A 19,418-nucleotide genomic window follows, 5' to 3' on the forward strand; every position below is an offset into this window, starting at 1 on the left:
TTAAAGGGGAGGAGAAATGATGACTACATTATTAAATACAAAAAGTTTAACTAATTATATTAATGGAGAATGGATATCAGTAAATAATACTACTTCAGTTATTAATCCGGCAACCGGAGAAGAAATTGTTCAAGTCTCTTTATCAGATAAGGAACATGTCGATGCAGCTGTTCGTGCTGCTAAAGAAGCACAAAAAAGATGGGCTCATGTACCAGCTCCACAACGTGCAGAAGTTTTATATAAGGTTGGGAATATACTAAAAGAGCGAAAAGAAGAACTATCTCAATTATTAACGATGGAAAACGGAAAAGTTTTAGAAGAAGCACGCGGAGAAGTCCAAGAAGCAATTGATATGGCTTTTTACATGGCAGGTGAAGGTCGTAGGCTATTTGGACAAACGACACCATCTGAGTTAAAAGATAAGTTTGCCATGAGTGTACGAGTGCCCGTTGGTGTTGTTGGGATTATTACACCTTGGAACTTCCCAATTGCTATCGCTTCATGGAAATCTTTCCCTGCTATTGTTGCGGGTAATGCGGTGATATGGAAACCAGCAACAGAAACACCGATTATGGCATATGAGTTAACCAAAATTTTTGAGGAAGCAGGTTTGCCGAAAGGTGTACTCAATTTAGTTTATGGATCGGGCTCTACTGTTGGAAAAGCCATGGTCCATCATCCAGATATCCGAGTCATTTCCTTTACCGGCTCCAATGAGGTTGGAAGACAAGTTGCAGGTGAATGTGGACGCCAACTTAAAAAAGTTTCACTGGAAATGGGGGGGAAAAATGCAGTCATTGTTATGGATGATGCCGATCTTGATCTAGCTGCTGATGGCATTATATGGAGTGCCTTTGGTACAAGTGGTCAGCGCTGTACTGCATGCAGTCGTGTCATCGTCCATGAGAAAGTGAAAGCAGCATTGGAAGAGCGTCTCCTTAAAAAGATGGAAGAACTAACGATTGGAAATGGATTAGATGAATCTGTAAAAGTTGGACCGATTATTAATCGTCAAGGTTTAGAGAAAATAAAAAAATATATTGAAATTGGTAAACAAGAAGGTGCCAAACTGTTGGCCGGCGGTTACGAATTAACAGATGGTCAATATAAAAATGGGTATTACTTTGCACCAACCTTATTCACGGACGCAAAGGTGGATATGCGTATTGCTCAAGAGGAAATCTTTGGTCCTGTTGTTTCTCTCATTCCTGTTAAAAGTTTTGAAGAAGCAATAGAAGCAAATAATAGTGTAACATATGGTTTATCTAGTGGTATCTTTACACAAGATGTCAATCGTGTTTTTAAAGCCCAACGTGATTTAGATACTGGTATTGTATACGTCAATGCTGGCACAATCGGGGCCGAAATTCACTTGCCATTTGGCGGAACGAAAGGAACTGGGAATGGACATCGTGACTCCGGTGTGCAAGCTTTAGATGTGTTCACTGAATGGAGAGCTGTATATGTTGATTTTAGTGGGAAATTACAACGTGCACAAATCGATATTGAAGAATGAAATACGTTTAATTGCTAAATTGAAAAGTATAATGATATCGTCATTCTAAAATGGTAAGAATTCTTCTGCTATCTAGAGGTTCATTTTATTGAAATTCTAGATAGCTTTTTTATGTATATTAGGCCATAGCCTAATTTTAAAGTACAAGTTGATAGGCAACTGTCTAATGAATAAGATATGGTGAACAAAAATGGATTGGAGTGAATAGATTTGTATTATCACTACCCTCATGTATATGACTCCGGTGGATATCAACATGTTCCAAGTTATGTAAATGAAACTTATCCTATCCCATATCAAGGAAATGCGAATTATGATGAGCGGCAAATTGGATTTCCCCAATTATTTCCAGGAATTTTCGGTCCACCACAAGGTCCCCCTAGTTTTGGCCCGCCAGCTGGCCCACCATCTGGTCCACCAACTGGAGCACAGGGAGGCCCACCATCTGGACCGCCACCATCCTTTGTTCCACAACAACAGCAAGCAAGTTTATTTGCGGTTGACCCTGGAAGTATGAGGGGATGTTTATTCCGCTATACGTATGTTTGGTTAAATAATCGTCAGCAATTCTGGTTCTATCCAATCTTCCTTGGCCGACGGTCTGTGGCAGGTTGGCGTTGGACTGGATTTAGATGGGTATACTTTGGCATCGATTTGCGACAAATTCAATCATTTACGTGTTTTTAATGCCTATCGCTTTAGGCCATAAGTAAAAAAATCTCCCTCCAACATTTGGTTGAATCCTGTTGGAGGGAATTTTTTGTGTATAGGACTAATAGGTTTTTAGACAAAAAAGTTGTTTATGAAAATTAAATAAGATTAATGAATAATTCAAAGTTTTAATTTTTTTTAAAGGAAAGGGCAAGAAGAGAAATCTCCACTTGCCCATATTCTTTAAAATTTAATTTTTTCTTGTAGGAAGCTGACAACATCGGCAATTGGTAAACGTGTTTGTTCCATTGTGTCACGGTCACGGACAGTTACCATTTTATCTTCTAAAGAGTCAAAATCAAAAGTAATACAATATGGTGTACCGATTTCATCGTGACGGCGATAACGTTTACCGATCGAACCAGATTCATCATAATCAACATTAAAGTGTTTAGCAAGTTCCGTATAAACTTCACGAGCTTGTTCAGAAAGTTTTTTCGATAATGGTAGAACCGCAGCTTTAAATGGAGCAATTGCTGGATGGAAACGCATCACTGTACGTGTTGTTCCATCTTCCAACTGTTCTTCATCGTAAGCATCAACTAAGAAAGCTAAAGTAACGCGGTCTGCTCCTAAAGAAGGTTCAATACAATATGGAATATATTTCTCATTTGTTTCAGGATCATGATATTTGAAATCTTCACCAGAATATTCCATATGCCGTTTTAAGTCATAATCCGTTCTTGATGCAATACCCCATAGCTCACCCCAACCAAATGGGAATTTATATTCAAAATCAGTTGTGGCATTACTGTAATGGGATAGTTCTTCTTTTTCATGGTCACGTAAGCGTAAGTTTTCTCTCTTCATACCTAGAGAAACAAGGAAATTTTCCGCATATTCTTTCCAGTATTCAAACCATTTCAATTCTTCACCAGGTGTACAGAAAAATTCAAGTTCCATTTGTTCGAATTCGCGTGTACGGAATGTGAAGTTACCTGGTGTAATTTCGTTACGAAAACTTTTACCAATTTGGGCAATACCAAATGGTAATTTTTTCCGCATTGTACGTTGTACATTTTTAAAGTTCACGAAAATACCTTGAGCAGTTTCTGGACGTAAAAAGATTTCGTTCGCACTTGTTTCAGTAACACCTTGGAATGTTTTAAACATTAAATTGAACTGACGAATATTTGTAAAATTGTGGCTACCGCAATCAGGACAAGCAATTTCATGTTCTTTTATAAGTTCTTCCATTTTTTCGAAAGGAAGTCCGTCTACGATTAATTCAATGTCTTTTTCATGTAGAGCTTCTTCAATTAATTTATCCGCACGGTGACGGGCTTTACAATTCTTACAGTCGATCATCGGGTCGTTAAAGTTACTAAGGTGACCAGATGCTTCCCAAGTACGTGGATTCATTAATATTGCTGCATCTAATCCAACGTTGTATGGAGATTCTTGGACGAATTTTTTCCACCATGCTTGTTTAATATTATTTTTAAATTCAACACCAAGTGGACCATAATCCCAAGTGTTGGCTAGTCCGCCATAAATTTCAGATCCAGGGAAAATAAAACCTCTGTGTTTCGCATGCGAAACAATTTGTTCCATTGATACTGCCATTGTCAATGTCTCCTTTATGTTTATTTTTATAATGATTTTCTGATTTTATAAAGGCGATGTGCACCTTTTTTTAAATAAAAGAAAAAACTCCCGACTCTATGCCATGAAAGCATAGGGACGAGAGTTTACCCGCGGTTCCACCCTATTTGCTACAAATGTAGCCACTCTGAAAATAATTGCTCCGGAACGCCTTCCTTAGTGCTCTATACCCTAGCTCGCACCATCCTAGGTTCGCTTTTATAGAGCGCTCTAAGTACTCCTTTCCATCAATGCAATATATATGATTTTCAAATACTATATCCATTTACTTCAAAATATATAACTATAATATACCAAAAATCATAGCCGATACGTGTTGAAATGTCAATTTATAACTTTAAATTTGTAAAACAACAAGGATCTCAATTAAAAATATTGCCTTCTAATTTAAATGTATTCTCAAACAAAGTCTATATGACATTTGTCATCCCCTCCTCCTGACATTTATGTCTACCCATAAAAGGGTATTTATTCTATTGTAAATAAAGAGACTGAGAATATTGAGGAGGTCACAATGAATAAAGATAAGAAAAAGCAAATTCAATTGCGAAAAAGTGTTGCTCCCTTTGCAAAGACTAAAACAAAAAAGAGTATCTTTCAATTAATTAATTCGATTGTACCTTTCATAATGCTATGGTTTTTTGCCTATAAAAGTTTATCTGTTTCTTTTTGGTTAAGTCTTGTTTGTTCTATAATTGCCGCAGGTTTTGTTGTACGAATTTTTATCATTTTTCATGATTGTGCCCATATGTCCTTTTTTAAAAGTGGGAAAGCGAATCGAATTGTTGGGACCCTGACAGGTATTATTACCCACTTTCCTTTTGAAAAATGGAAACGAAGTCATGCTCTTCACCATGCAACGAGTGGAAACTTAGATAAAAGAGGTGACGGTGATATTTGGGTTATGACCATTGAAGAATACAGGGAAGCAGGTTTTTGGTTGCGACTTGGTTACCGACTGTATCGCAATCCGTTTGTTTTATTCGGATTAGGACCACTGTTCTTACTTTTTGGTTCGAATCGCTTTAATCGTAAAGGTGCACCAAAACGGGAGCGTTATAACACCTATCTCATTAATATTTCCATCGTTGCCATTTATGCTTTATTTATTTGGGGTATTGGTTGGCAAACTTTTCTAGCTGTACAATTTCCGATCATGTATTTAGCAGCTGCTGTAGGAATTTGGCTATTTTATATTCAACACACGTTCGAAGATTCTTATTTTGAAAATGAGGATGAATGGGATTATGTGAAAGCAGCTGTCGAAGGAAGTTCATATTATAAATTACCGAAAGTTTTGGAATGGATAACTGGTAATATTGGCTATCACCATGTTCATCATTTAGCACCAAAAATCCCGAATTATTATTTAGAAGAAGCACACGAATCAACACCACCATTACAAAAGGCAACAACGATTACCATTCCCGAAAGTTTTAAATCGATTCGTTTTCGATTATATGACCCAGATAATAAAAAGTTTGTAAGTTTCAAGGAATTTAAATCGATGGAGAGGGAAAGACAAGAAAAGACACAGCTGGGAAGAGTGCAAGTTAGTTTACCAAAAAAATAAGAAGAAAAATTAAATGGTGTTAGGGGGTCCAAAAGTCAATATTTTGACTAAGGACCCCCTTTCATCATATGTTGCAAATTAAATATCATGTGCAACAATATATATGACTTGTTAGATGTACTGAATTTTCTTATACTGACAAAAATGAACTGGAAAATGGGGAGATTTTATGCAAATTGGCTATCAACTAATTCCGAAAAATACGGGTTTGAGTATTTTTATTTGGATTGTGTTTTGTCTATTACCATTCTATTTCATTATTATAAATTCCTCACCATTAGAAATTGTTTTTGGCATTATCACCATCGTTTTATTTTTTGCTGCCTATCAATTAAATTTCATTAAAAAAGGCTGGACCGTTTATGTATCAGTTGCCATTGAAATGGTTATTAATGTCGGCATGACATTATATTTTGGTTATGTTTATTTTTCACTCTTTTTAGCGTTTTTTATTGGGAATATTCAAAATAGAGTTGGTTTTATTACTTTATATATTATTCATCTTGTCACATCCATTACGTCTGTACTAGTTGGTTTTTTTATCCAAACAGAAACATTTCTAACACAAATTCCATTTATTATCATTACGGTTGTCGGCGTTATTTTGCTGCCAATTTCGATGTATAATCGAAATAAACAGGCTCATTTGGAAAGCCAATTGGCAGATGCGAATAAAAAAATTGCTGAGCTTTTAATCATTGAAGAACGGGAACGTATTGCACGTGATTTACATGATACATTAGGACAAAAGCTATCATTAATCCGTTTAAAAAGTGACTTGGCTGAAAAATTAATGACAAAAAACCCAGACCGGGCAACGAAAGAAATTCAAGATATCAATCAAACTGCAAAAACAGCTCTGAATGAAGTTCGTGATCTTGTATCCATGATGAAAAGAACGAGAGTTAAAGAGGAAATCGTTAGAATTAAACATATGTTAGAACTTACAGAAATCGATTATAAAATAATCGGAGATCCAGATTTAAAAGAGGTACCTACTTTTTCAGAACATGTGTTGAGCATGTGTTTAAAAGAAGCAATAACAAATGTCGTGAAACATAGTCAAGCGACAAAATGTGAGATTGTCATTGAGCAGTTAAAAGGCGAAATAAAAATTAAAGTAAAAGATAATGGTATTGGTATTCAAAAAAACTGGAAACAAAGTGATGGAAATGGAATAAAGGGAATGAAAGAACGGTTAGAATTTGTCAATGGTCAATTAGATATTGAATCTAATCCTGGTACTACACTTCAGTTTCAAGTCCCACTTGTAGGTTATCAATGATGATTCGATATGCATAGTAATTAGAGGGGGAGAAAGATGATACGGATTGTATTGGCGGAAGATCAAGGGATGTTACTTGGTGCTCTCGGTGCTCTACTTGATTTGGAAGAGGATATGGAAGTTGTCGGAATGGCGAAAAATGGGGAAGAAGTGTTAAAACTTGTCCATGAAAAAAATCCTGATGTTTGCATTATGGATATTGAAATGCCTGTGCTGAGTGGCTTGGATGCTGCTGAATTGTTAAAAGATCACCCATGCAAAGTTATCATTTTAACTACCTTTGCTCGCGTCGGATATTTTGAAAGGGCAACAAAAGCAAAGGTGAATGGCTATTTATTGAAAGATAGCCCCAGTGAAGAATTGGCTCGTTCCATTCGCCTCATTATGGAAGGAAGAAAAGTGTATGCTCCCGAATTAATTGAAAAAGCGTATGATGAAGAGCCCAATCCTTTGACGGAACGGGAAGAACAAGTGATTAAATTAATTGCTGAAGGGAAAACGACAAAGGAAATTGCAAAAGAATTGTTTATTACAACAGGTACAGTTCGCAATTATGTATCAACGATTCTCGATAAGCTCCATGTAACGAACCGAATTGAAGCCATCAAGAGATTTCGAGAAAAAGGTTGGTTTAAATAACTGCATTGTGATCATATAGACATGCTATAATGAAAGCAAAAGGTGAGGGGAGAGACTATGTATAGTTTTAAAAATGATTATTGTGAAGGTGCCCATCCCAATATTTTGCAAGCGTTAATTGATACGAATTTTATTCAGGAAACTGGATATGGAAAAGACCAATATTCTCTAAAAGCCGTCCAACTAATTAAAAGACATATCGGGCGGGAAGATGTAGATGTGCATTTCATTCCAGGTGGTACACAAACAAATCTAATTGCCATTTCATCATTTTTGCGACCACATGAAGCAGTGATTTCGGCTGATAGCGGTCATATTAATGTCCATGAAACAGGCGCTATTGAAGGAACGGGTCATAAAGTATTGACAATGAATACGAATGATGGCAAATTAACACCAAAGCAGATTCAAAACATATTAAATATACATACTGATGAACATATGGTAAAGCCAAAACTAGTTTACATTTCTAATTCAACTGAATTAGGTACAATTTATAATAAAGAAGAACTTGTTGCTTTAAGAGCAATATGTAAAGAAAATGATTTGTTATTTTATATGGATGGTGCGCGTTTAGGTTCAGCATTATGTTCAAACGATAATGATCTAACTTTAAACGATTTACCAGATTTGTTTGATGCTTTTTATATTGGTGGTACAAAAAATGGAGCTTTAATCGGGGAAGCCCTAGTGATTTGTAATGATTCGTTAAAAAAGGATTTTCGTTATTATATTAAGCAAAAAGGTGCCCTTTTAGCAAAAGGTAGACTTCTTGGAATTCAGTTTATCGAGTTATTTAAGGATAATCTTTTCTTTGAGTTAGCTGAACATGCAAATCGTATGGCAGCAAAGATACAAAAAGGATTGAAAGAGGTCAACGTCGCATTTTTAACTGAGTCACCGACAAATCAAATTTTTCCGATATTGACGAATGAGCAAATTGAAGCATTAAAAAGAAACTATGATTTTGAATTATGGAAAAAGGTTGATGAAAGTCATACTGCGATTCGTTTCGTAACTTCTTGGGCTACTAAAGAAGAAGCGGTGGATCAGCTTATCAAAGATGTGAAAAATCTAATCTAATAATATTTTTCCTAAAGAAGCAGATACTTCATATAAGGAGTATTTGCTTTTTTTATTATTCAAGTAAGTCTGCTTAAAAAGATTCATTTTACACAAGCTAACGGTAAGAGGTGTTATTTTATGAATATTAAAAGACAGATAAACGATACGTATACCGTTGCAGGAACAAATATTGAAGAAGTAAAACGACAAAATATGAACTCTGGTATGTCCTACAATGAAGTGAAATTTTGGTTAGCGATGGCGAATGGTGGGCGTGGGACAAGAATATTTAGCAATATCGATATTGAGGCGATGAGAAGACAATATGCACATGAAAATGAATACAGATAGTTGTCATTTAGTTAGGAGTGATTCATTTATCAAAAAGTTATATTGAAGAAGACTTTCATAATATGCCTAAGTACTATAGAAGATCTGACCGATGGTGGCCAACGGAATAATAATCGAGCAAGATTTTTTGTAGTAAAGAAGTGGGGTGATGAAGTGAAAGATAAAGATTTTGAAAAAATTTATGAACAATATAAAGCTCAAAGCAATATGGAAAGTATGAATAACCACAATATCGATGATGGTAAAGAACAAATTGTTGCCGTCCGTAAAAATGATGATGGGGATCTTATTGCATTTAAAACAAATACGGGCCGAGAATTAGATTACTTAACTGCCTTAGAAGAGGCAAAAGCGGGTAATTTAGCGAATATTGATGTGTTCCACAAGTATGGTAGGGATATTATTCGTAGTGAACCCGATGGGATAAAGGATAACAATTTAGATCAATTACCAGAGTTTTAGTGAAAATTTAAAGCTTAATGGGGCTGTCATGAAGTCAGTCCCTTTTCATATTTTGTGGAAAATTTATCATTTATAATTCGCACATATTGATTGACTCGCAGTTATATTATCCGATATCGTAAAAGACGAAATAGAATTAATTTGGAGGATCATAATGGAAATTGGGATTACGACATTTGCTGAAACGACACCAGATGTCAAAACAGGAAAAACGATTAGCCATGCTGAACGTATTCGTGAAGTCGTAGAAGAAATCGTTTTAGCAGACCAAGTTGGATTGGATGTGTTTGGCGTAGGAGAACATCATCGGAAAGACTATGCCTGCTCGGCTCCGGCTATTTTATTAGCAGCTGCGGCATCAAAAACAAAACGTATCCGATTGACAAGTGCTGTTACTGTTTTATCTTCCGATGACCCTGTGCGTGTCTATCAAGATTTTGCTACCGTTGACGCAATTTCAAATGGTCGCGCGGAGATCATGGCAGGTCGCGGTTCGTTCATTGAATCGTTCCCGTTATTTGGTTATGATTTAAAAGACTATGATGAATTATTTAATGAAAAGTTAGAACTACTATTACAAATTAACGAAAATGAGATCGTGAATTGGCAAGGCAAACATCGCCCAGCGGTTCATAATCGCGGTGTTTATCCACGACCTGTACAGGATAAGTTACCGATTTGGATTGCAAGTGGTGGTACACCTCAATCAGTCGCTCGTGCAGGAATTCTTGGACTTCCTTTAGTGTTAGCGATTATTGGTGGCAGTCCATTACAGTTTGCTCCACTTGTAAATTTATATAAGCGGGCAGGGAAGGAAGCGGGACATGATGTTTCGAAATTGATCGTAGCATCTCATTCCCATGGTTTTGTTGCGGATACAACTGAAGAAGCGGTCGAGAAATTTTTTCCACCGACTCAATATGCAATGAATAAGTTAGGTAGAGAACGTGGTTGGGCACCATATACGAAAGAAACCTTTGATCATGCTTGCAGTTTAGAGGGAGCATTATATTGTGGTGATCCTGAAACGGTTGCTGAAAAAATTATTTTTCTTCGTAAAAATGTGGGGATTGAACGATTTATGCTTCATGTTCCTGTCGGATCCATGCCTCATGAAGATGTTATGCGCTCCATAGAATTGTTAGGAACAGAAGTTGCACCATTCGTCCGGTCTGAAATTGAACGATGGGAAAAGGAAGGAGGTAAACAATAAAGTATTGATAATGGTCTGCTTTGTAAGCAGACTTTTTTAAAACAAAAGTCTAGTCAAAGTTACACATATTAAATGATTACGCTATAAAGTTAAATCAAGGGAGAAAAAGAGATATGTTTCAGGCAGTTTTTAGCAATCAGCATGGAAAAGAAACTGTTTACCAGGAGAATTTAAACGATTAAAACAGCAGCTAGTCTTTCTTATCTTCCAAAAACATGGCATTTCAACAGAGAGCCACACAGTAAGCCACTGTTGCTGAACTTAATTCATTGTTTGTATTGGATATAAATTGCCATTTAATGCCAAGGAAATTTTACCAGTTTCTTCTGAGACGACAAGGACTAGGGCATCGCTGTGTTCTGTAAGACCAATAGCGGCACGGTGCCTTGCTCCGAACTTACTTCCCTCAAAAATTTCTGTTGCCATTGGTAGAAAATTAGCGGCAGAAATAATTTTATTTTGGCGGATCAGTACTGCTCCATCATGTAACGGACTTCCAGGATAAAATATTGATTCCAATAACGCCGGCGTTAGAATTGCCCCAATATCGGTCCCTTTTTGAATAAGCTGATCCAATGGATCTTCACGTTCGATGACAATCAGAGCTCCGATTCGTTGTGCCGACAGTTTCTCCATACAAGTAGCAATTTCCTCAAATTTATCAGTATAATTTGCTAAGTAACATTTTAAATAAAAGGATCCAGCAACCGATTCAATATGATTTAAAGTATCTTTAATCGATTCCAAATTGCAAAGAATACAGTTATCTTCACCATTATTAAGCAAATGAATACTCTGTTTAATTTCGTTTGACAAAAGGTTTAATCCATCTAATACAGCTTGTTTTAATGGAGATTCATTGCAATTAAAGGGTCTCAAATGAAAACACACCTTTATATCTCATTATTATTGTTAGTATATCTATTTCCATTTATTAAATGTGAGGAAATATTTATCAATGGGTGAAGGAGTAAAGAAGAGGAAATCACTCTTTAGAATATACATTGACATTCAGGAAACAAATGTTTAATATATGAGTATATAATCATATAAGAAAAAACAAAGAATAAGGATGAGGTACATGGTTGAAACGCAAAACAACGGTCAATCTGAACATAGTGAATTTAATGATTTAGACGAGGAAACATTATTTATTGTTTCACAAACATTTAAAGCATTAAGTGACCCAACAAGGATTCGAATCTTAAACCTCATATGTAAGAAAGAGTATTCTGTTAATGAAATTGCAGAACATCTTAATCTTCGTCAATCTACGGTTTCACATCAGTTGCGCTTCTTAAAAAACTTACGCTTAGTCAAATATCGTAGAGAAGGGACTACTTTATATTATTCCCATGATGATGAACATGTCATCAACTTATTAAAACAAACGATTGAACATGCTCACCATCACTAGCTTTACGATAAATGAAAAGAAGGAAGAACTGAAAGTTGGATTGGAAATAATATATATTAACTAAACACTTCGGAGGGCATGATTATGGGACATCACCATGGACACCATCATCACGACCATACCCATGGGGCAAATAAAAAGACATTGTTGATGGCCTTTTTTATCATAGTCACATACATGGTCGTTGAGTTTATTGGTGGACTTATTACAAATAGTTTGGCGCTATTATCAGATGCCGGTCATATGTTAAGTGATGCAATATCTCTTGGAATTGCTGTCTTAGCATTTCAATTAAGTGAACGTGCAGCTAATTATGAAAAAACATATGGCTATAAACGCTTTGAAATATTAGCTGCTGCTTTTAACGGTATCACTTTATTAATCATTTCCATTTTTATTATTATTGAAGCTGTACAACGCTTTACCCAGCCACCAGAAATCGCCACGACAGGCATGCTTACAATTAGTACAATAGGTCTATTGGTTAATATTATTGTTGCGGTGGTTATGTTTCGAGGTGGCGATACGGAAGAGAACTTAAATATGCGTGGGGCGTATCTTCATGTTATCAGTGATATGTTAGGCTCAATTGGTGCCATTTTAGCAGCTCTACTCATTATGTTTTTTGGTTGGAGATGGGCAGACCCGATTGCAAGTATTATCGTAGCGGTCCTCATTTTAAGAAGCGGATTTTATGTTACAAAAGATGCATTGCAAATATTAATGGAGGGGACACCCAGAGATATCGATCTTATAGACATAATTCAAACGATTGAAAAGGTACCAGGTATAAAAAGTATTCATGATTTACATGTTTGGACAATTACAAGTGGGCAAATTGCTCTTTCCTGCCATGCTGTAGTAGATATGAATATAACCATTGAAGATGGTCAAAGAATTCTTGATGAAGTTGAACATGAATTAATTCATAAAGGTATTCATCACATTACGATTCAAATGGAAAGTGAAAATCATGATCATCATGATTCTGTACTATGTAACCATCAGGGGTTGTCCAAAAAGTCATGAGCTTTGACTTTTTGGATGCCCCTTTTTGTCATTGCAAAAATATGCAAAAAAGAAGAAACCTCAACAAGAAAACTTGCCCCTACATTCAAACCATATGATAACCGACAAATTCAAGTTATTTATGACATTGAAAAACTATTACCTGAAAACCATCCAGCGCGAGTAGTCGATGAAATGGTGGATCTATATCTGATGAGCAACTCTTTGCTTATTATAAAGGCGGAGGCAGAGTCTCCTATCATCCCTAAAAAACGGAATATACACAGAAAGTTTATTCCTGTCGTGGAATTGAAAAATTGACAAAAGAAAATATTCCAACGATGTGGTTAGCCGCAATGCAAAAAAGCCAGACTTCCGGACAATAAATGAATTTCATGGAGTTCGAATGTAGGATTTTATTGATGAGTTATTTGAAAGCATCATCAAAAATTAATTGATGAGAACTCCATAACTATGTAGAATTCCTTCTTAGATGGAATCAAAATAGAAGCTAGCGCCAATAAGTATACTTTTGTTTGGAAAAAAGCTACTTCGAAGTTTAGGCAAAATTAAAGGAAAAAATCCAGGAAACTTTGAAACATATCTATGAAATTACTAGATTAGAAGAAACAAACCTAAGAGAATTATAGGAAAACGAAGAAGTTACCGAACAGAGTTAGAGCAAGTCGCTAATAAACTTGAAAAAAAGGTCGAACAGCTAACTGAAGAAGTAAATAACGAGACCGATCCTTCTGAACGTAAAAAAACACGCAAAGAGTGTAGCCAGTTAAAGAAGACTCTAAAACAAATAAAAGAAGATTTCATCCCGCGTATGGCTAAATATAAAGAACAACAAGAAACCTTTGGAGATCGAAATAGCTATTCAAAGAAAGATAAAGTTGCCACTTTTATGCGTATGGAAGATGACCATATGAAAAATGAACAGCTTAAACCTAGTTATAATGTACAGATCGGTACAGAGAATCAATTTATTGTGTCTTATATAGCATTCATCAACACCTTACAGACACATGTTGTTTTATACCATATGGAGAAACTGGCAACCAATGCTGAAAACAATAATTGCCGATGCGGGATATGGTAGTGAGGTAAATTACGTCTATACAGTAGGGGAAGATGAAGAAGAACGTTTTGAATTTCTTATTCCTTACGGAACGTATTTAAAAGAACAAACTCGTAAATATAAAAATGACATTATAAATGTGAAGAACTAGAACTGGCAATATATAGAGGAAGATGATATTTTTATCTGTCCAAACGGAAGGAAAGAGAGGTATAAAAATACCTAACAGAAGAAATCAATCGGGGTATGAGCAAAGTTTCAAAATATATGAATGTAAAGATTGTTCAGATTGCCCATTAAAACCACAATGTACAAAGGTAAAAGGGAATCGCCAGATTCACTGGAATCCAATATATGAAGTAATGAAAGCCAAGGAAAAAGCAGCCCTTGTGATTAGAAAGCCGCTATCTACGCACAACGAAAAATTGAGGTAGAAAGCGCGTTCGATCACATCAAGGGCAATCGGTCGTTCCGCAGATTTTTCTACGTGGACTAAATAAGGTTCACGTAGGATTTGGATTAGTGGCATTAGCCCATAACATACTTAAAGTAGCAGGCATACGCCAGCTACTTTCAGAAAAATATAAAAGGTAAGTGGAGAAAAAACAAATTTTCTTACCACTTGTTTTTTTAGGACTTATCAGACCCCCCCTTTTAGTTAAAGAATCTGCACTAGATTACATGGTGAAGGATATCGAGTATCAAAGGTTATCGGTGTGTAAGGGACCGTTAAAAAAGAGAAGGACTAATGTGTATAAAAAATCAAATGTAGCTACTAGACAATCCATTTACAAGTATTTACAACGTTTACATTTATACCGTTAATCTATAGAATTTAGACTTTAGTATATCCCCTAAAAATTCCCCAAAATAGTTTTAAATTTATTAATATTCGTTACAAAAATTATTCTGTGTTATAATTTATATTAATATTTGGAATATTCTATATTAAAATACAACTATATAATACTTAAAAGAAGTAAATGTTATAGCTTGAGTTGTTTATATAGAAATAAGCATATTTATTAGTAATAAACTACAAGATTATGATTATACCAAATAGTTTAATTTAACATTAAGGAAAGTGAGGGATTCAGTTGATAGAAGAAATGACTATAAAATCAAGCAATCAAAATGGATTACAAGTTCATCTATGTAATACAGAGAAATTTAAAACAATAAATATAATGTTGACAATGAAGATTCCTCTCAAAATGGAATTTACTACTGCAAGAGCTTTAATTCCACAGATTTTGGTTAATGGGTCAAAAAATTATCCAAATCGTAGGTTAATAAAACAAAGGCTTGACGAAATGTTTGGAGCAACACTATTTACAGATGTACAAAAAAAAGGAGACAATCATTATATTTCTTTTAGAATGGAGGTTCCAGGAGACCAATATTTGAATATTTCTAATTCATTACTAGAAAAATCTCTCCACTTTTTACATGAAATTGTCTATAAACCAGCATTGGAAAATGGAGCTTTTTATAACTCTATTGTCGAAAAGGAGAAACGTTTCTTAGAACAGCGAATTTATTCAATGTATAATGATAAGATTATATATGCCAATGACCGTTTGATTGAAGAGATGTTTAAAAATGACCCATATGGACTTTCTGCCCTCGGGAGAATAGAGGAGATTCCTTCTCTTAATGCTGCATTCATTTACAGTGTATATAAGGAACTACTTCAAAACGCTAGTCTAGATTTATTTATTGTTGGGGCTTTTAATGTGAAAGAAGTTCAACAAATGATAGTGAAAATTTTTTCCGAAGAATATAATAACAAACCAACTAAAAAAATCCACTTAGATGTGAAAAATGTATCTAATGTGAGGGTTATTCAGGAAAAATTGGATGTAGAGCAAGGGCAACTTCTTTTAGGTTATAGGACTTTTACAACCATACAAGATGATGATTATGAAGCAACATTGGTAGCAAATGCACTTTTTGGTAGATTTCCATCTTCGAAACTATTTGTTAATCTTCGTGAAAAGAAAAGTCTTGCTTATTTTATCCTATCGAGAATAGAAATTAATAAAGGTTTACTAATAACAATGGCAGGTATTGATTTCAAAAATTATGATTATGCAGTTCAAGTCATAAGAGAACAAGAGTATGCAATAAAAGAGGGACACTTTACTGATGCAGAAGTTGAACACGCCAAAGCGATGTTGATTAATTTATTGCTAGAATCACTTGACAACCCTCTAGGGATAATGGATATTACGATACAATCAATAGATAGAGGGTCATCTAATAATATCACTGATCAGATTAAAAGAATTAGTATGATAACAAAAAGCGACGTAATTCGGGTAGCTAATAAATGGGTTCTAGATACTATCTACTTTTTAGATAAAAAGGAGTCTGAGTAAAGTGAAATCTATTCATTATAAAAAAATAGGTGAGACCATTTATTATGAGGAACTTTCCAATGGCCTTGAAGTCTTCATACTTCCTAAGAAAGGTTTTTATAAGACGGTTACCACATTCACTACAAATTATGGTTCAGTTGATAATTTCTTCTCACCTTTAGGGAAAGGAATTCCGATAGAGTTCCCTGCTGGAATAGCTCATTTTTTGGAACATCAAATGTTTGAGAGTGAAAAGGGAGATGTTTTTAGTACCTTCGCAAGACAAGGGGCTTTTGTGAATGCATATACTAATTTTACTCGTACAGCCTATACAGTATCAGCCACATCTAACATAAAGGAAAATATTACTACTCTTTTAGACTTTGTTCAAGATGCATATTTTACAGATGAAACTGTAAAGAAAGAAAAAGGGATAATTGAACAGGAAATTAAAATGTATGAAGATAATTTAGAATGGAGAGCTCGGTTTGAGATTTTAAAAAATATGTATAAGTATCATCCAGTAAGAAATGATATTGCTGGAACAGTCAAATCTATAAATCAAATTACGAAAGAGGATTTATACACTTGTTATCATACTTTTTATCATCCAAAAAATATGTTACTTTTTGTTATTGGACCTGTAGATCCAAAAGATTTAATTGATTCCATAGGCAAAAATCAAGAGCAGAAAACTTTTCAAGGTAATGGAGAAAAAAAGTGCATATTTCCTGATGAGGATAAAAAAGTATATAAAAAATCAGGTGTTATGGAGTTTCCAGTACAAATACCTAAAGTTTTTATCGGGTATAAAAAGCCTAATTCTATAACGCAAGGTCAAGAGTTGCTTAAATATGAGCTGGCTTTAAAAGTATTGCTTGAGCTAATGTTTGGTGATAGTTCTGAAGCTAACGAAAAAATGTACAATTCTGGTCATATAGATGAGTCATTTACTTTTGAATGTACAATTGAGGGAAATTTTGGTTACTCCATAATTAGTGGGGAAAGTAAAGAGCCTCAAGAAGTTATTAATACTGTATATGAAACGGTTTCTAGATTTAAAAGGGATCCGATAAAAAGAGATAATGCACAACGTGTAGTAAATAAGGAAATTGGTTGCTTTTTAAGGTCTATTAATTCGCCTCAATTTATTGCAAATCAATTCACACGTTATCATTTCAATGGGACGAATTTATTTGACGTAATACAAATATTAGAAAAATTAACCGAAAAGGACCTAGAAGAAGTACTACACTTACATTTTTCTGATGAATCAAGTTCGACACTAATCATTAAGTAATGATACTTGTTATTTTTTTATAAATTTTTTTATTTAATGTAGTGTTAAGGTAGTATCCATCTATTAATTTAACATCAATCAATGGAAAAATACTATTTATTCTCTCCTATATTATTTTCATAACCTTGGATGTACAAACAAAAATAAGTAAAAACATAGGCTCTTAGACCTAATAAAAAAAACAAAACGATTCAAAAGCCCCTTTTAAAATGTATTATTCTACATTATTATTCTGAATAGAAAGATAATTTTTGAAAAAATAAATGATTTAACGGGTGTAAGTAGAATACATATATATACTAAGATAATATGTTGGAGTGAGAAAATGTCGTACTTATTAGATGTTCAAAATATTACAAAGCGATATGGCAATAAAGTTGTTTTAAAAAATGTTACATTCAATGTTCCGTCAGGATCAATAGTTGGCTTTATTGGTGATAATGGTGCAGGTAAATCTACCACATTTAAAACAATACTAGGTCTAGTTTCTCAGGATTCAGGTAGAATAAAAATCTTTGGCAAAGAAAATATACATAAACAGCCTAAGATGAAAGAAAAAATTGGAGTAGTGTTCGATGCTATGAATTTACCGGCGCACCTAACAGTCAAACAACTAAATAAAGTTTTTTTGAGAATATTTAATACTTGGAATCAAGATGATTTTTTCCGATTGGTTAATTCTTTTTCTCTCCCCGAAGATAAACAAATATATAAATTTTCTCGTGGGATGTCAATGAAACTTTCTATAGCTGTTGCACTGTCACATAATGCAAAACTACTATTACTAGATGAGGCAACAGGAGGGCTTGATCCCTCATCAAGAGAACAAGTCTTAGGTGAGTTAAAAAGCTTTGTGAGAGAGAGTAGTGGTGGGATATTACTTTCTTCTCATATTATGAGTGATATTGAGAAAATTGCTAGTCATATTGTTTTTATCAAAAATGGTAAAATTTTATTAAATGAGAGAAAAGACAAGATTCTTGAAAAATTTGCAATTGTTGATATCAAAAAGGAACAATTATCTTTACTAAATAGAAATATAGTTGTTGCAAAAAGGGACTATGGTTCTTATTCTAGAATACTTGTATCAAATAAAATGGAATTGCCAAAGGACCTTAGCTCTAAAAAGATTTCAATGGAAGAACTTAGTATCTTACTAACAGGGAGTGAAATTTAAGTGAAAGGTCTATTATTGACAAACTATTACCTAGTTTATCGAAGTATTTTTGCATATGTAGGTCTCGCATTATTGATTGCTGGTGTACTTTTATTTTTTGCAGGGCCTATGATAAGTGGTGTGGCCGCTATGTTAATTATATTATTAATGACTTTGCCTTCACTTGAAGTTATAAAAATAGAGAGTAAGTCTGGTTATGATAAATATGTACTTACCTTACCGGTTAGTAGGTCTAATATTGTCCGAAGTCACTATATTTTTTACTTATCGGTTGTGATTATCGGAGCATTTCTTTCATATATTGTTATTTATACATATGATCTAATTTTTGAAACACAAATAAATGGCATAATTAATATTATTTCTTCTGGTATTTTCGTAGTTCTTTTTGCAGGTGCGCTTATATACCCGTTCCTCTATATCTTTGGTGCAGACAAATCTGATGCATTTGTACTTGGAGGAGGATTTGTAGGTCTATTTGTTTATTATGGAATCAAATTCTTAGTAGAAGATTTAATAGTCAAATTACCGTTATCCATAGATTCGTCTTTATTAGTTCCGATTTTATTTATAGTACTTGGTATTACTGTATTTACTCTCTCATATTTAATTGCTGTAATTATTTATCGAAAGAAAGAATTTTAGATTATGT

Annotated in this window: 20 protein-coding genes and 1 other annotated feature; of the genes, 18 read left to right on the forward strand and 2 right to left on the reverse strand. The window is 34.4% G+C overall.

Features of this window, described 5'->3' with window-relative positions:
* Positions 1-19: 19 nt before the first annotated feature.
* Together OEV82_RS03050 and OEV82_RS03055 are read left to right on the forward strand one after the other, a co-directional pair.
* A complete protein-coding gene (locus tag OEV82_RS03050; protein ID WP_263060975.1) occupies positions 20-1,516 on the forward strand; it encodes an aldehyde dehydrogenase family protein in 1,497 nt (498 codons plus the stop codon).
* A gap of 210 nt (positions 1,517-1,726) precedes the next feature.
* The gene (locus OEV82_RS03055; protein WP_407672730.1) at positions 1,727-2,203 is read left to right on the forward strand and encodes a hypothetical protein; all 477 of its coding nucleotides are present in this window, start codon (positions 1,727-1,729) and stop codon (positions 2,201-2,203) included.
* 207 nt (positions 2,204-2,410) lie between these two features.
* Here the strand turns inward: OEV82_RS03055 and OEV82_RS03060 are convergent, their stop codons facing one another.
* Positions 2,411-3,793, reverse strand: a complete 1,383-nt coding sequence (locus OEV82_RS03060) for a glycine--tRNA ligase (RefSeq protein ID WP_263060976.1) — start codon at positions 3,791-3,793, stop codon at positions 2,411-2,413.
* Positions 3,794-3,903: 110 nt separating this feature from the next.
* Positions 3,904-4,072, reverse strand: a binding site (T-box leader).
* A gap of 274 nt (positions 4,073-4,346) precedes the next feature.
* Between OEV82_RS03060 and OEV82_RS03065 the strand changes: the two genes are divergently transcribed.
* The 7 genes from OEV82_RS03065 (at position 4,347) to OEV82_RS03095 (ending at position 10,420) form a co-directional block, all read left to right on the forward strand.
* Positions 4,347-5,405 (forward strand): fatty acid desaturase, encoded by a 1,059-nt coding sequence (locus OEV82_RS03065; protein WP_263060977.1) that lies wholly within the window; start codon positions 4,347-4,349, stop codon positions 5,403-5,405.
* Between the two features lie 169 nt (positions 5,406-5,574).
* Entirely contained in the window at positions 5,575-6,690 is a 1,116-nt protein-coding gene (locus tag OEV82_RS03070) for a sensor histidine kinase (protein ID WP_263060978.1), read from the forward strand.
* Positions 6,691-6,726: 36 nt separating this feature from the next.
* Positions 6,727-7,329 (forward strand): response regulator transcription factor, encoded by a 603-nt coding sequence (locus OEV82_RS03075; RefSeq protein WP_263060979.1) that lies wholly within the window; start codon positions 6,727-6,729, stop codon positions 7,327-7,329.
* Positions 7,330-7,386: 57 nt separating this feature from the next.
* Positions 7,387-8,412: a threonine aldolase family protein gene (locus tag OEV82_RS03080; protein ID WP_263060980.1), complete on the forward strand. Its 1,026-nt coding sequence runs from the start codon at positions 7,387-7,389 to the stop codon at positions 8,410-8,412.
* A 120-nt stretch (positions 8,413-8,532) separates the two neighbouring features.
* Entirely contained in the window at positions 8,533-8,745 is a 213-nt protein-coding gene (locus OEV82_RS03085) for a gamma-type small acid-soluble spore protein (protein ID WP_263060981.1), read from the forward strand.
* A 153-nt stretch (positions 8,746-8,898) separates the two neighbouring features.
* Positions 8,899-9,207, forward strand: coding sequence for a DUF3892 domain-containing protein (locus tag OEV82_RS03090; protein ID WP_407672732.1), 309 nt, complete (start codon positions 8,899-8,901; stop codon positions 9,205-9,207).
* A gap of 154 nt (positions 9,208-9,361) precedes the next feature.
* Complete coding sequence (locus tag OEV82_RS03095) at positions 9,362-10,420, forward strand: LLM class flavin-dependent oxidoreductase (protein WP_263060982.1); 1,059 nt, start codon at positions 9,362-9,364, stop codon at positions 10,418-10,420.
* A 261-nt stretch (positions 10,421-10,681) separates the two neighbouring features.
* On the opposite strand, the gene cdaS is transcribed toward OEV82_RS03095, so the two are convergent.
* Entirely contained in the window at positions 10,682-11,299 is a 618-nt protein-coding gene (cdaS, locus tag OEV82_RS03100; protein ID WP_263060983.1) for a sporulation-specific diadenylate cyclase CdaS, read from the reverse strand.
* 202 nt (positions 11,300-11,501) lie between these two features.
* Between cdaS and OEV82_RS03105 the strand changes: the two genes are divergently transcribed.
* The 9 genes from OEV82_RS03105 to OEV82_RS03140 all read left to right on the forward strand — a co-directional run bounded on the left by OEV82_RS03105 (position 11,502) and on the right by OEV82_RS03140 (position 19,411).
* On the forward strand, positions 11,502-11,837 hold the full coding sequence (locus OEV82_RS03105; RefSeq protein WP_173661632.1) for an ArsR/SmtB family transcription factor: 336 nt from the start codon (positions 11,502-11,504) through the stop codon (positions 11,835-11,837).
* Between the two features lie 84 nt (positions 11,838-11,921).
* A complete protein-coding gene (locus OEV82_RS03110; RefSeq protein WP_263060984.1) occupies positions 11,922-12,866 on the forward strand; it encodes a cation diffusion facilitator family transporter in 945 nt (314 codons plus the stop codon).
* Between the two features lie 811 nt (positions 12,867-13,677).
* Entirely contained in the window at positions 13,678-13,950 is a 273-nt protein-coding gene (locus tag OEV82_RS03115; protein WP_263060985.1) for a hypothetical protein, read from the forward strand.
* A complete protein-coding gene (locus tag OEV82_RS03120; protein WP_263060986.1) occupies positions 13,913-14,080 on the forward strand; it encodes a hypothetical protein in 168 nt (55 codons plus the stop codon). The genes OEV82_RS03115 and OEV82_RS03120 overlap by 38 nt, the downstream gene beginning before the upstream one ends.
* Before the next feature lie 22 nt (positions 14,081-14,102).
* Positions 14,103-14,363 carry a transposase gene (locus OEV82_RS16130; RefSeq protein ID WP_407672733.1) on the forward strand — a complete coding sequence of 87 codons (261 nt, stop codon included), beginning with the start codon at positions 14,103-14,105 and terminating at the stop codon, positions 14,361-14,363.
* Positions 14,364-15,026: 663 nt separating this feature from the next.
* Positions 15,027-16,310, forward strand: a complete 1,284-nt coding sequence (gene yfmF, locus OEV82_RS03125) for an EF-P 5-aminopentanol modification-associated protein YfmF (RefSeq protein ID WP_263060987.1) — start codon at positions 15,027-15,029, stop codon at positions 16,308-16,310.
* Between the two features lies 1 nt (position 16,311).
* On the forward strand, positions 16,312-17,589 hold the full coding sequence (yfmH, locus tag OEV82_RS03130) for an EF-P 5-aminopentanol modification-associated protein YfmH (RefSeq protein WP_263060988.1): 1,278 nt from the start codon (positions 16,312-16,314) through the stop codon (positions 17,587-17,589).
* Positions 17,590-17,914: 325 nt separating this feature from the next.
* Positions 17,915-18,766, forward strand: a complete 852-nt coding sequence (locus tag OEV82_RS03135; RefSeq protein WP_263060989.1) for an ABC transporter ATP-binding protein — start codon at positions 17,915-17,917, stop codon at positions 18,764-18,766.
* Complete coding sequence (locus OEV82_RS03140) at positions 18,767-19,411, forward strand: ABC-2 transporter permease (protein WP_263060990.1); 645 nt, start codon at positions 18,767-18,769, stop codon at positions 19,409-19,411.
* The last annotated feature ends 7 nt before the right edge of the window (positions 19,412-19,418 follow it).

Origin of the sequence: Pallidibacillus thermolactis (genome assembly GCF_025660415.1) — a bacterium.
Taxonomy (GTDB): domain Bacteria; phylum Bacillota; class Bacilli; order Bacillales; family Caldibacillaceae; genus Pallidibacillus; species Pallidibacillus thermolactis.

Coding starts and splice junctions, on each gene's coding strand:
- OEV82_RS03050 (WP_263060975.1), top strand. CDS start 20: ATGACTACATTATTAAATACAAAAAGTTTAACTAATTATATTAATGGA.
- OEV82_RS03060 (WP_263060976.1), bottom strand. CDS start 3,793: ATGGCAGTATCAATGGAACAAATTGTTTCGCATGCGAAACACAGAGGT.
- OEV82_RS03065 (WP_263060977.1), top strand. CDS start 4,347: ATGAATAAAGATAAGAAAAAGCAAATTCAATTGCGAAAAAGTGTTGCT.
- OEV82_RS03070 (WP_263060978.1), top strand. CDS start 5,575: ATGCAAATTGGCTATCAACTAATTCCGAAAAATACGGGTTTGAGTATT.
- OEV82_RS03075 (WP_263060979.1), top strand. CDS start 6,727: ATGATACGGATTGTATTGGCGGAAGATCAAGGGATGTTACTTGGTGCT.
- OEV82_RS03080 (WP_263060980.1), top strand. CDS start 7,387: ATGTATAGTTTTAAAAATGATTATTGTGAAGGTGCCCATCCCAATATT.
- OEV82_RS03085 (WP_263060981.1), top strand. CDS start 8,533: ATGAATATTAAAAGACAGATAAACGATACGTATACCGTTGCAGGAACA.
- OEV82_RS03095 (WP_263060982.1), top strand. CDS start 9,362: ATGGAAATTGGGATTACGACATTTGCTGAAACGACACCAGATGTCAAA.
- OEV82_RS03105 (WP_173661632.1), top strand. CDS start 11,502: ATGGTTGAAACGCAAAACAACGGTCAATCTGAACATAGTGAATTTAAT.
- OEV82_RS03110 (WP_263060984.1), top strand. CDS start 11,922: ATGGGACATCACCATGGACACCATCATCACGACCATACCCATGGGGCA.
- OEV82_RS03115 (WP_263060985.1), top strand. CDS start 13,678: ATGGCTAAATATAAAGAACAACAAGAAACCTTTGGAGATCGAAATAGC.
- OEV82_RS03120 (WP_263060986.1), top strand. CDS start 13,913: ATGCTGAAAACAATAATTGCCGATGCGGGATATGGTAGTGAGGTAAAT.
- OEV82_RS16130 (WP_407672733.1), top strand. CDS start 14,103: ATGATATTTTTATCTGTCCAAACGGAAGGAAAGAGAGGTATAAAAATA.
- OEV82_RS03135 (WP_263060989.1), top strand. CDS start 17,915: ATGTCGTACTTATTAGATGTTCAAAATATTACAAAGCGATATGGCAAT.